This window comes from Microbacterium faecale (genome assembly GCF_014640975.1).
GTDB classification, from domain to species: Bacteria; Actinomycetota; Actinomycetes; order Actinomycetales; family Microbacteriaceae; genus Microbacterium; species Microbacterium faecale.
Genome location: NZ_BMHO01000001.1, coordinates 2,006,815 through 2,018,724, shown reverse-complemented (window position 1 = coordinate 2,018,724; position 11,910 = coordinate 2,006,815). Strand labels below are relative to the sequence as shown.

Below are 11,910 nucleotides of genomic sequence, written 5' to 3'. Positions count from 1 at the left end.
CCGTCCTTCAGACAGATGACACGGATGATGCAGATCGGGCGACGGCCCGCCACGGGCTGTCGCAGAATCTGCTTCCGTGCTCCGTCCGCCAGGACGAGCGCCGGGTCAGACCGTCACGGGGTGCGTTCAGGCGACAGCTCCACGATCTCGTCGTCGTCGGCGGGGTCGCTGACGTCGACGAAATCGTCGTCCGAGCCTAGATCCGTCACGTTACGACGATGTTTCGTGTTGCGGTAGACCGACGGCTCGGTTCCCTTGTGTCGCCGCAGCACCACCAGCAGCACGACGCCGAGCAACACCGCGGCAATCGCGGCCCACACGTTCGTGCGCAGTCCGAAGAACACTTCACTCGGGTCGATGCGAATCGACTCCCAGACGACGCGGCCCGATCCGTACCAGATGAGGTAGACCGCGAGCAGGCGTCCCCACTGCATCGAGGCGCGGCGCCCCAGCCACAGCAGAACGATCGCCCCGAGCGTGTTCCAGATGACCTCATAGAGGAACGTCGGGTGGAACAGCGTGTTCTCCGGCAGACCTGCGGGAATCGCGGGGTTGCCCGCGTCGATCTCGAGCCCCCAGGGGAGGTCTGTCGGCAACCCGAACAGCTCCTGATTGAACCAGTTGCCGAATCTGCCGAGCGCCTGAGCGAGAAGGAGGCCCGGCGCGAGGGCATCGGCGAAGGCGGAGAACCGCACGCCGGTCCAGCGACAGCCCAGCCAGGCACCGAGGGCGCCACCGAGCAGCGCGCCGAAGATCGCGATGCCGCCGTCCCAGATGTTCCAGATCGCATCCTGCTCGAACGGGTTCCACCATTCCCGGCCGCCCGCGAAATAGAAGCCCCAGTGCGTGAGCACGTGATAGGCGCGAGCGCCGATCATGGCGAGCACGACCGCCGGGAGAGCGATATCGATGACGACCCACGGCTCGGCTCCGCGCCGCGTGAGGCGGCGGTTCGTCATGATCGCCGCGACGACGATGCCGACGAGGATGAACAGCGCGTAGAAGCGGATCGAGAACGGGCCGAACGTCATCCCGAACATCGTCCACTCGCTGCCGAAGGTGAACTCGGAGAGAGGAGGACTCGGGATGCTCGCGGACAGCGGCGGGAGTGACAGCATGATGGAAGTAGCCTAAGGGATCCGGTGGTATGGAGCGTGGAAGTGCCCAGCGTGGCAGCAGCGGCGCGGATCGTCAGCGGCGAGAGCCCGCAACGAGTTCGCGGACCTTCGCACCGAGCGCGTCGACGCCGCCCGAGCCGAGGGTCTTCACGAGAGCCGTACCGACGATCGCTCCGTCGGCATACTCCGCGATGTTGGTCACGTGTGCGGGAGTCGTGACGCCGATCCCGACGCACGCCCGCTCGGCGCCCGCGATACGCAGGCGCTCGACAAGCGACCGCGCGGCAGCGTCGAGCGACGCCCGCTCCCCCGTGATACCCATTGTCGACACCGTGTAAACGAAGCCCGTCGACGCCTCGGAGATCATCCGCAGACGCTCGTCCGACGACGTCGGCGCGGCAAGGAACACGCGGTCGAGATCGTGGCGCTTCGAGGCCGCGATCCATTCATCGGCCGCCTCGGGCGTGATGTCGGGCGTGATCAGCCCGGCTCCCCCTGCTGCGGCGATCTCGCGCGCGTACGTGTCGATGCCGCGCTGCAGAACGAGGTTCCAGTAGGTCATCACCAGCACCGGCACGTCGGTGCGGCGCGTGATCTCCCGGATCACGTCGAACAGGTCGGACGTGGTGAATCCCGCCTCGAGGACGCGGTTGGTCGCCTCCTGGATGACGGGGCCGTCCATGACCGGATCGCTGTACGGCGGCCCGAGCTCGATGACGTCCGCGCCGTTCTCCGCGAGGGCGAGCGCCGCCGCGATCGAGGCATCCGGATCAGGGAAGCCCGCGGGCAGGTAGCCGACGAACGCGGCCCGGCCGTCATCCCGTGCCCGGTCGATCGCGTGCTCCACGGCGGTCGTCACGATGCTTCTCCGTCGTCGTAGAGGCCGAAGTAGGTGGCGGCCGTGTCCATGTCCTTGTCGCCGCGCCCAGACAGGCACACGACGATCGTCGCGTCCGGTCCGAGCTCGCGGCCGATCCGCATCGCCCCGGCGAGGGCGTGCGCCGACTCGATCGCCGGGATGATCCCCTCGGTCTCGCTGAGGAGCTTCAGTGCCTGCATCGCCTCGTCGTCGGTCGCGGGAATGTAGTCGGCCCGCCCCGTCTCCGCGAGCCACGCGTGCTCGGGACCGACGCCCGGATAGTCGAGGCCGGCCGAGATCGAGTGCGACTCGAGCGTCTGCCCGTCGTCGTCCATCAGCACAAAGGTTCGGGCGCCGTGCAGCACGCCAGGGCGGCCGCGCTCGATCGACGCCGCCTGGCGGTCGGTTTCCACGCCGTCGCCCGCGGCCTCGACGCCGATCAGGCGCACGTCGTCGTCGAGGAACGCGTCGAACATGCCGATCGCGTTGGATCCGCCTCCGACGCACGCCACGACGGCGTCCGGCAGGGATCCGGTCCTCGCGATCGTCTGCTCGCGCGCCTCCTCGGAGATCACCTTCTGGAAGTCGCGCACGAGTGCGGGGAACGGGTGCGGGCCGGCAGCCGTACCGAAGATGTAATTGGTCGTCGCGACGGACGCGACCCAATCGCGCAGCGCCTCGTTGATCGCGTCCTTGAGCGTGCGTGCCCCGGTGGTGACCGCGACGACCTCGGCGCCGAGCAGGCGCATGCGTGCGACGTTGAGCGCCTGGCGCTGGGTGTCGACCTCGCCCATGTAGATCGTGCACTCCAGGCCGAACAGCGCGGCAGCCGTCGCTGTCGCGACACCGTGTTGGCCGGCGCCGGTCTCTGCAATGACGCGCGTCTTCCCGAGGCGCTTGGTCAAAAGCGCCTGCCCGAGCACGTTGTTGATCTTGTGACTGCCCGTGTGATTCAGATCCTCGCGCTTGAGGAGGATCCTCGCGCCACCGGCGTGCTCGGCGAATCGCTCCACCTCGGTGAGCGCGGACGGACGTCCCGCGTACTCCTCGAGAAGGCGGGCCAGCTCGGCACGGAACGACCGGTCTCCCATCGCCTCCTCGTGCGCCGCGGTGAGTTCGTCGAGGGCCGCGATGAGCGACTCGGGCATGAACCGCCCGCCGAAGTCACCGAAGAACGGGCCAGGCTGATCGCGCAGAGACATCAGAGTCCTTCCGTCGCCGAGATGAAGCTGCGAAGGCTCGCGACGGGATCGCCCGTGACGAGCGCCTCGCCGATGAGCACGACATCCGCGCCGCCCCGGCGGTAGTGGACGACGTCGTCCGGAGAGTGCACAGCAGACTCGGCCACACGGACCGTGCCGTCCGGGATCTGCGGCGCAAGACGTTCGAACAGATTCGCATCCAGACTGAAGTCCGTCAGGTCGCGCGCGTTGATGCCGATGATCGGGGCGCCGAGGTCGCTCGCGATCGCCACCTCGTCCGACGAGTGGGCTTCGACGAGCGGGGTCATTCCCATCTCGGTGATGAGGCCGAACAGCTCCGCAAGGGCGCGGCGTTCCAGTCCCGCGACGATGAGGAGCACCATGTCGGCTCCCGCCGCCCGCGCCTCGGCCACCTGGTACGGGGTGGCGATGAAGTCCTTGCGCAGCACCGGCACGCCCACGCGGCGCTTGACGTCGACGAGATCGTCGAGGGATCCCTTGAACCGGCGTCCCTCGGTGAGCACGCTGATGGCGCTCGCGCCGCCGGTCTCATAGAGCGACGCCTGGTGGGCGGGATCCGGAATCGTGGCGAGGTCGCCACGCGAGGGGCTCGCGCGCTTCACCTCCGCGATGACGTGCACGAGTTCGGCTCGAGCGAGCAGGCGCGCTGCGTCGAGTGCGGGCGGACGCTCCTCGGCGTCACGCTCCACCGCGGCGAGCGGGCGAACGGCCAGGCGCTGTTCTGCGTCCTCCACCGCCCCGGACGTCAGGTCGGCGAGGAGCGACATCAGTGGCCCTTCGGCTGGTACTTCGGCCCGTTGACGCCGAACCCGGCCTTGGCGAGGATGAATCCCGCGATCGGGCCCACGATGAACACGACACCGCCGACAATGAGCAGCCACGTCAGGGCCAGGAACAGTCCGACCGTCGCGATCGAGATGCCGACGAGCATCAGGAGCACGTTCGTCCAGGCAGCGGGCGAGTGTCCGTGGCCGGGATCGCCGATGGGATTCGTCATAGAGGCACTCCTCGTCACAAGCAGGGGATAATTCGAGTCTACGGGATCCGCGGCGTCAGCCTGACAGGCCGCGACGCTCACCGTCGGCGGAGGTCGGGTCGCCGCCACGCGAGAGGTCGTCCCACGAATCGACCGCGTCGAGCGGCCCGGAACGCGCGCCGCTGTGCGTGCCCGCGGCCGCGTCGTATCGATGACTGCGTCGGCGCCAGGCGTGTCCGGTGACCGCTCCGACGATGCCGGACACGAGGACGATGAGCCCCGAGACCGCCGCGATCCACGGCCAGACAGTGGTCTCCACTCCGGAGACGAGGTCGGCGACGGCGTCGTGACCGGCGATCCCGGTGTGGTCGGTGACGACCGATTCGACGGTGGCCACGCCGGGCGCGACGGCGACCGGCGTGCAGATCCAGACGAGGGCGGCCCCCAGGATCGCGGCGAGCAACGACAGCACGAGCCGAGCGACGCTGCCGGTCAGGGCGAGCGCGAAGCTCAGCGCGAGCGTCGCGAGCGCGAGCGGCTGCAGGAGCGCGAGGACGTCGGATCCGGCCGCGTCGAGCGCGACGCCCGCCACGTCGGTGCGTGCCCAGACCTGCGTCGACGCGATGAGCGCCGTGGCGCCGCCCACGAGGATCGACACGACGACCGTCGGCCTGCCGCGCCGCGCCGCCCAGCTGGCGCGCTCGTCGGTCACTGCGGATCCGCCTCGTCGGGTGCCGCGAGCAGGATCCTCTCGTCTCCGTCGAAGCACGTGCGGGTCCCGGTGTGGCATGCGGCCCCGACCTGATCGACCTGCAGCAGGATGACGTCGCCGTCGCAGTCGATACGCGCGCCGCGCACATGCTGGACGTGCCCGGACGTGTCGCCCTTGCGCCAATACTCCTCACGGCTGCGCGACCAATAGGTGGCGCGGCGTTCGGTCAGCGTGCGGCGCAGGGCCTCGTGGTTCATCCACGCGAGCATCAGCACCTCACCGGAGGCGTGATCCTGCACGACCGCGGGTGCGAGTCCGCCCGCGCCGAAGCGCACGCGCGAGATCCGCAAGGCGAGATCGAGATCGGTCGGCGCACTCATCGGATCAGGATCCCCTCCTCGCGCATGGCGGACTTGACCTGCGCGATCGTGATCTGGCCGGTGTGGAACACGGTCGCCGCGAGCACGGCGTCCGCGCCGGCGTGGATGGCCGGGGCGAAATGCCCGACGTCGCCCGCGCCGCCCGAGGCGATGACGGGAACCGTTGCAACGGCGCGGATCCGCTCGATCAGCTCGAGATCGAAGCCCTTCTTCGTCCCATCGGCGTCGATCGAGTTGACGAGCAGCTCGCCGGCGCCGCGGGAGACGGCCTCCTCGGCCCACGCGATCGCATCGAGGTCGGTCTCGCGGCGCCCACCGTGCGTCGTGACGACGAAGCCGCTCGGCGTCCGATCCGAACGCTTGATGTCGAGCGAGAGCACAAGGCACTGCGCGCCGAACCGGTCGGCGATCTCGTCGAGAAGGGCCGGTCGGCCGATCGCGGCGGAGTTCACCCCCACCTTGTCGGCTCCGACGTCCTGCAGCCGCGCGACGTCGTCGACCGAACGGATCCCGCCGCCGACGGTCAGCGGGATGAAGACCTGTTCCGCGGTCGATCGAACGACGTCGTAGACCGTGTCGCGCTCCTCGACGGACGCGGTCACATCGAGGAAGGTCAGCTCATCTGCGCCCTGGGCGTAGTACTCCTTGGCGAGGTCGACGGGATCGCCCATTTCGCGCAGGTCGGCGAAGTTCACGCCCTTGACGACACGCCCGTCCGACACGTCGAGGCACGGAATGACACGGGTGGCGACGCCGAGGGCGGCCGCGGTGTCAGGACTGGTGGCGTTCATCGGATCACAGCCTCGCGTTATCGATCGCGGTGACGAGCAGCGCGCGGGCACCCAGCGCGTACAGGTCGTCCATGATCCGGTTGACGTCGCCGCGCGGCAGCATCACGCGCACGGCCACCCACCCCTCGCGCTGTAGCGGCGAGATCGTCGGCGACTGCATGCCCGTCGCGATCTCCGTCGCCGCGTCCACGAGGTCGGCGGGCAGGTCGTAGTCGAGCATGACATAGCGCCGCGCGACCAGGACGCCGCGGACACGTCGCAGCAGCCGCTCGACGCCGGCCGCGTCGTTCGGGCCCTGGATGAGCACGGCCTCGGACTCGAGCATCACGGGCCCGAAGGTCTCCAGTCCGGCCTGCTTGAGCGTGGTGCCGGTCTCGACGACGTCGGCGATGGCGTCGGCGACGCCGAGCTGCACGGCCGATTCGACCGCGCCGTTGAGCGGCACGACGTCAACCGACACCCCGTAACTGCTGAGCGAGGTCTCGACCAGGCCGGGATAGCTCGTCGCGACGCGCTTGCCGTGGAGCTGCTCGAGGGTCTCGAACCGTCCGACGGGAGCGGCGAAGCGGAACGTCGAGCGCCCGAAGCCGAGGGCCTCGATCTCGCGCGCGTCCGGCAGACACACGTCCCGGAGCAGGTCGCGTCCCGTCAGCCCGACATCGAGGGCACCGCGCGCCACGTACGTCGCGATATCGCGCGGGCGGAGATAGAAGAACTCGACGCCGTTGCGGTCGTCGATGAGGTGGAGTGTCTTGGGGTCCCTGCGCGTGCCGTAGCCAGCGTCAGCCAGCAACTGGGCGGCAGTCTCGGAGAGGGATCCCTTGTTGGGAATGGCGATACGCAGCACGGGTGGTCTTCCGATCGATCAGGTATGAGGAGTGAGTCGGCTGATCTAGAGATGTCGGTACACATCGGCGAGCGAGATGCCCTTGGCGAGCATCATCACCTGCAGGTGATACAGCAACTGCGAGATCTCCTCGGCCGCGGCCTCGTCCGTCTCGTACTCGGCCGCCATCCACACCTCGGCGGCCTCTTCGACGATCTTCTTCCCGATGGTGTGCACTCCGGCATCGAGCTCGGCGACCGTCCCGGATCCCGCGGGGCGGGTGGCGGCCTTCTGGCTGAGCTCGGCGAAGAGATCCTCGAACGATTTCACGGGTCCAGGCTATCGGGTCCGACCGGGTGCTGAGGCGCCGGGCCTCCCAGCCGGGGTCGCGCGATCAGCGTCGCGCACGATCCGATCGATCAGTGCACGTGGCGCGCGGCGAGAGCGCGCAGCTCGCCGATGCGCTGATCGATGTCGTCGGCGCCGAAGACCGCGGATCCGGCAACGAAGGTGTCGGCGCCGGATTCGGCGGCCTGCTCGATCGTCTCGAGCGAGATCCCGCCGTCGACCTGCAGCCACACGTCGACGCCCCGACGTCGCGCCTCGGCCTTCAACTCCCGCAGTTTCGGCATGGTGTCGGCCCGGAAGCTCTGGCCCCCGAACCCGGGCTCGACCGTCATCACGAGCACCTGGTCGAACTCGGCGAGGTGCTCGAAGAGCGGTTCGGCGGGCGTGTCCGGTTTGATCGCGACACCGACGCGCGAGCCGATCTGCCGGATCCGCCGTGCGAGACCGACGACGTCGTCGCTCGCCTCGGCGTGGAACGTGACCGATGCGGCTCCGATCTCGGCGTACCCGGGGGCCCAACGGCCGGCGTCGGCGATCATCAAATGTACGTCGAGCGGGAGCGGGCTCGTCGCTTGGATGCGCTCGACCATCTGGGGCCCGAAGGTCAGGTTCGGCACGAAGTGGTTGTCCATGACGTCGACGTGCACGTAGTCCGCGGACGCGATGCGCTCGAGGTCGCGCTGCATGTTCACGAAGTCGGCAGACAGAATACTCGGGTTGATGCGCGGCGCGTCGATGGGGGTCACGCCTCCATTATCCCCACGGGGACGTGGGCGGCTCACCGCGGCGCAGCGGCGATAATGTCATCGCGAGGATCACGAGGCGAAGGGCAGGACGGGTGGGCGAGTTCCCCTGGCAGAAGCGCGACGACGGTCGCTGGGCGCAGCGCATGCCGTGGCATCGCGACGAGCCGGGCGCGTCCGCGGAGCCCAGCGATCCCGCGGAGTCCAGCGAGTCCGCGGTACGCGCAGCAGACGCGGCGAACCCGCTCCGTGCGCGCACCGGCGAGGCACACGACGACGCGCCGCGACCGGACGCCGTGACGGAGGTGGATCCGGCGCCGACGGCCGAGCCGGCGACCAACGGCGAGCCGGTTGCGGCGGTCCTCCCGCCCTACGCGCGGACCCCCGTCCCCGCCGCGAAGAGCGAGTCGCGCCCGACGGCCTCGCCTGGTGCGGCACCGCCTGCTCCCCCGCCGGCTCGCCGCGCGCGACGCACATCGTCGATCATCGGAATGGTGGTCGTCGCGAGCATGCTCACCGGCGCCGTCGTCCTGGGAATCATCCTCGGATCCGACGACTCCGGTGCGTCGCCGGATCCCGGCGCGGGTGACGCGGAGGTCGAAGAGGCCGTCGCCGCAACAGTAGAGGGCTATTTCGCCGCGATTGCCGGCGCCGACGCCGACCGTGCGCTCGCGCACACCGACCTCGATCCCGAGGCCGGTCACGCGAGATTCGACTTCTCGCTGATGACCGATGAGACGCTCGCCAGGTCTCAGGAGCAGTGGCCCATCCGCGACGTCGAGATCGGTCGCATCAAGTTCGACGCCGAGTACGACTGGCGCGCCGTCGTCGAGGTCACCTACCTGCTCGGCGACGAACGAGTCGACGCGGAATACGAGGCGCACGAGGCCTACGACGGCGAGTACGACTGGCTCGTCGAGTTCGACGTCCGGCCGGTCCTCGCCTCCGGCTCGCAGTTCGCCGGCGTCGATCTCCGCCTCGACGACCAGACGCTGCCCGTCGACGCATACGTGCTCCTCTTTCCGGGTCGCTACGAGGTTGCGATGGACGCGGCGCCTCATCTCGGCTTCCTTCCCTCCCCCGGGCTCGAACCCGGGGCCGAGGGCCCGGCATTCCTGACCGCGCCCATCGACCACGAGTTCGTCCTCAGCACCACGGTGTCGGAACGGGGTGCGCGTCTCTTCGAGGAGGCCGTTCGGGCATCGCTCGATGAGTGCCTCGCGTCGACGGCGCTGACCGCAGACTGCACGGATCCCGCCTACGGCTCGTTCGCCAGCGGCGATCTCGTCGACGGCAGCGTGACGCGCACGATCGCCGAGGATCGCCAGCCCGACTTCACGCCGCGGACCGACGCGCACGACGTCTTAGCGCTCCGCGGACGGGGCAGCACAAGCATCGATATCTCGGGCACATGCGCGGACGGCGGGTCCTGCACCGGCTGGGAGCTGACGGGCACGCCCATCGTGCACTTCGACGGTGATGCGACGCGCGTCACCTGGGACTGACGTGCCTCACAACTGCTCGCGACGGAGCCAATGATGAGCCATGCCCTGGCGTGCGCTCAGGCGCGACGGCGCAGCAGCGCCAGGAACATCGCGTCGGTGCCGTGTCGGTGCGGCCACAGCTGAGCCACCGGCGGCCCGTCCTCCCGCGTGCCGAGCTCGAGCGGACCCCGCGACACCGCCTGGAGCGCCGCGGCGGCATCGATGAACTCGACATCGGAACGCGCCGCAGCGACGTCGGTCACGACACCGACCGTCTCCGCGAGGTGCGGAGAGCAGGTCACGTACGCGACGACGCCGCCGGGGGCGAGCGCGTCGATCGCCGAGGTGAGAAGACCGCGTTGCGTCTCGACGAGCGGCGCGACGTCGGCCGGCGTCTTGCGCCAACGTGCCTCAGGCCGCCGACGCAGGGCGCCGAGCCCCGTGCACGGCGCGTCGACAAGGATCCGGTCGTACCGGCCGGGCTGCTCGGCCGCGAGCTCGCGTCCGTCCCTCTCGAGCACCGGCACCTCGTCGGGCAGCGCCTCGAGCGCGTGCCGCACGAGGCCGGCGCGGGCAGGCGAGATCTCGTTCGCCTCGAGCGTCGCTCCGACCGTGACCGCGTCGGCCGCCAGGACGGCGGTCTTCCCGCCGGGGCCGGCGCAGAGGTCGAGCCACCGCTCCCCGACGCGTGTCGGCTCGAGCCGCGCGAGGGCAAGAGCGACCAGCTGAGAGCCCTCGTCCTGCACGCGAACGGCGCCGCCCGACCCCCGGACAAGGCGTTCGGGATCGCCGGACGGCGCGCGGAAGCCGATCGGCGAGAAGCGCGTGCGGGACGCAGCCGGCTCCGCCAGGCCCGGCAGCGCGGCCATCGTGACCGCCGGTGCGGCATTGTCCGCCTCGAGGAGCGCGTCGAGGTCGTCCGGACGACCATCCGCCGCAAGAGCGCGCCGCAGCGCGCGAACGACCCACACCGGGTGCGAACTCGTCGCCCCGATCGCCTCGTCGTCGCTGCGCGCCGCCTGGGAGATGCGCGCGCTCCAGTCGCCCGGCGTCTCGCGAGCGATGCGCCGCAGCACCGCGTTTGCGAAGCCGCCGGCTCCCCGTCCTGACGCGCGCGTCGCGAGAGTCACCGACTCGTTCACCGCGGCGTGGGAGGCGACGCGCGTAGACAGCAGCTGGTGCGCACCCAGGCGCAGCGCGTCGAGCACGCCCCCGTCGATGTCCGCCGGGTCGCGGTCGGCGGCGAGGCGGATGATCGCGTCATACGTGCCGCGCCGGCGCAGGGTGCCGTACGTCAACTCGGTGGCGAGAGCCGCGTCAGCGCCACCCAGCCCCGCCCGCTCGATCTCGACGGGCAACAGCAGGTTCGCGTAGGCATCATCGACGTCGACAGCGCGGATCACCCGGTACGCAACCTCGCGCACGGGCTGCACAGTCGCCCTCGCGTCCGCATCGCGCCGGCGCCGCGGGACCGGTGCCTGTCGTCGAGTCCGATTCACGATCCGAACACCGCCGGATCGCGCAGGCCACGATGCCAGTCGGCCGCCGACATCGCGCCCTTCCCGGCCGGCTGGAGGCGGTTGATGAGAATCGGCTCCGTCGCCGTCCCCACGAGGATCCCCCCGTCCGTCGGGGCGACGTGTCCGGGATCGAGCGCGCCCGCGTCGGTCGCGTGCGCCGCATGCACCTTCATGCGCGCACCATCCCACGTCGTGTGCGCCCCCGGCTCCGGGGTGACGCCGCGGAACCGCGCGAGCACCTCCGACGCGGGCCGCGAGAAGTCGAGCATTCCGTCGGCGAGCGTGAGCTTCGGCGCGAAGCTCGGCGAACCGGACTGCGGCGTCGCCTCGGCCGTTCCTGCCGCAATCTCGGCGACCGTCGAGGCGAGCACCCGCGCACCGCGATCCGAAAGCGCCGTCAGGACGTCGCCGGCCGTCTCGCGCTCGGACGGCGTGTACCGTTCCTCGGCGAACACGTCGCCGGCGTCGAGCTCGGCGGTGAGCTGGAAGACCGATGCACCGAGCGTCTCATCTCCCGCGATCAGCGCGTGCTGCACGGGGGCGGCGCCACGCCACGACGGGAGGAGAGAGAAGTGGAGGTTGATCCAACCGAAGCGGGGCGCGCTCAGCAGCGGCTCACGGACGAGGCCGCCGTAGGCGACGATGACGCCGAGTTCCGGGTCGAGCTCCGCGATCCGCCGGGTGGCCTCATCGTCAAGGCGATGCGCTCGGATCACCGGCAGGCCCGCGTCTTCCGCGGCCGTGGCGACGGGCGACGGGGTGAGCACGCGTTTGCGACCGCGGGGTGCATCCGGCCGAGTCACGACACCGACCACGTTGGCATCGGCAGCGAGCAGAGCACGGAGGGACGGCACCGCCGCATCGGGCGTTCCGGCGAACACGATGCGCGGAGAGGACGGGGAAAGCGGCATTGGGGGGAAGTGCCTTTCG

Annotated in this window: 14 protein-coding genes; 1 reads left to right on the top strand and 13 read right to left on the bottom strand. The window is 70.1% G+C overall.

All coding sequences use genetic code 11. The features are described from left to right. Positions 1-113 precede the first annotated feature (113 nt). The 11 genes from lgt to rpe all read right to left on the bottom strand — a co-directional run bounded on the left by lgt (position 114) and on the right by rpe (position 7,970). The gene (gene lgt, locus IEW87_RS09510; RefSeq protein WP_188711997.1) at positions 114-1,118 is read right to left on the bottom strand and encodes a prolipoprotein diacylglyceryl transferase; all 1,005 of its coding nucleotides are present in this window, start codon (positions 1,116-1,118) and stop codon (positions 114-116) included. Positions 1,119-1,191: 73 nt separating this feature from the next. After that, on the bottom strand, positions 1,192-1,977 hold the full coding sequence (gene trpA / locus IEW87_RS09505) for a tryptophan synthase subunit alpha (RefSeq protein ID WP_188711996.1): 786 nt from the start codon (positions 1,975-1,977) through the stop codon (positions 1,192-1,194). Then, positions 1,974-3,179, bottom strand: coding sequence for a tryptophan synthase subunit beta (trpB, locus tag IEW87_RS09500; RefSeq protein WP_188711995.1), 1,206 nt, complete (start codon positions 3,177-3,179; stop codon positions 1,974-1,976). Before trpB ends, trpA begins: the two co-directional genes overlap by 4 nt. Then, positions 3,179-3,967 (bottom strand): indole-3-glycerol phosphate synthase TrpC, encoded by a 789-nt coding sequence (gene trpC, locus IEW87_RS09495; protein WP_188711994.1) that lies wholly within the window; start codon positions 3,965-3,967, stop codon positions 3,179-3,181. The genes trpB and trpC overlap by 1 nt, the downstream gene beginning before the upstream one ends. Continuing rightward, a complete protein-coding gene (locus IEW87_RS09490; protein WP_188711993.1) occupies positions 3,967-4,197 on the bottom strand; it encodes an HGxxPAAW family protein in 231 nt (76 codons plus the stop codon). The genes trpC and IEW87_RS09490 overlap by 1 nt, the downstream gene beginning before the upstream one ends. Positions 4,198-4,252: 55 nt before the next feature. Continuing rightward, a complete protein-coding gene (locus IEW87_RS09485) occupies positions 4,253-4,888 on the bottom strand; it encodes a Trp biosynthesis-associated membrane protein (RefSeq protein WP_188711992.1) in 636 nt (211 codons plus the stop codon). Then, entirely contained in the window at positions 4,885-5,268 is a 384-nt protein-coding gene (gene hisI, locus IEW87_RS09480; protein ID WP_188711991.1) for a phosphoribosyl-AMP cyclohydrolase, read from the bottom strand. Before hisI ends, IEW87_RS09485 begins: the two co-directional genes overlap by 4 nt. Then, positions 5,265-6,059, bottom strand: coding sequence for an imidazole glycerol phosphate synthase subunit HisF (hisF, locus tag IEW87_RS09475; protein WP_188711990.1), 795 nt, complete (start codon positions 6,057-6,059; stop codon positions 5,265-5,267). The genes hisI and hisF overlap by 4 nt, the downstream gene beginning before the upstream one ends. A 4-nt stretch (positions 6,060-6,063) precedes the next feature. Continuing rightward, positions 6,064-6,906, bottom strand: a complete 843-nt coding sequence (gene hisG, locus IEW87_RS09470; RefSeq protein ID WP_188711989.1) for an ATP phosphoribosyltransferase — start codon at positions 6,904-6,906, stop codon at positions 6,064-6,066. 45 nt (positions 6,907-6,951) lie between these two features. Beyond that, positions 6,952-7,215, bottom strand: a complete 264-nt coding sequence (locus IEW87_RS09465; RefSeq protein ID WP_188711988.1) for a phosphoribosyl-ATP diphosphatase — start codon at positions 7,213-7,215, stop codon at positions 6,952-6,954. 89 nt (positions 7,216-7,304) lie between these two features. Next, entirely contained in the window at positions 7,305-7,970 is a 666-nt protein-coding gene (gene rpe / locus IEW87_RS09460; RefSeq protein WP_188712735.1) for a ribulose-phosphate 3-epimerase, read from the bottom strand. Between the two features lie 101 nt (positions 7,971-8,071). Between rpe and IEW87_RS09455 the strand changes: the two genes are divergently transcribed. After that, positions 8,072-9,481 (top strand): hypothetical protein, encoded by a 1,410-nt coding sequence (locus IEW87_RS09455; RefSeq protein ID WP_188711987.1) that lies wholly within the window; start codon positions 8,072-8,074, stop codon positions 9,479-9,481. Positions 9,482-9,537: 56 nt separating this feature from the next. Here IEW87_RS09455 and IEW87_RS09450 read toward each other — a convergent pair whose 3' ends face one another. Further along, complete coding sequence (locus tag IEW87_RS09450) at positions 9,538-10,893, bottom strand: RsmB/NOP family class I SAM-dependent RNA methyltransferase (RefSeq protein WP_188711986.1); 1,356 nt, start codon at positions 10,891-10,893, stop codon at positions 9,538-9,540. Positions 10,894-10,955: 62 nt separating this feature from the next. After that, complete coding sequence (fmt, locus tag IEW87_RS09445; RefSeq protein ID WP_188711985.1) at positions 10,956-11,891, bottom strand: methionyl-tRNA formyltransferase; 936 nt, start codon at positions 11,889-11,891, stop codon at positions 10,956-10,958. Positions 11,892-11,910: the final 19 nt, after the last annotated feature.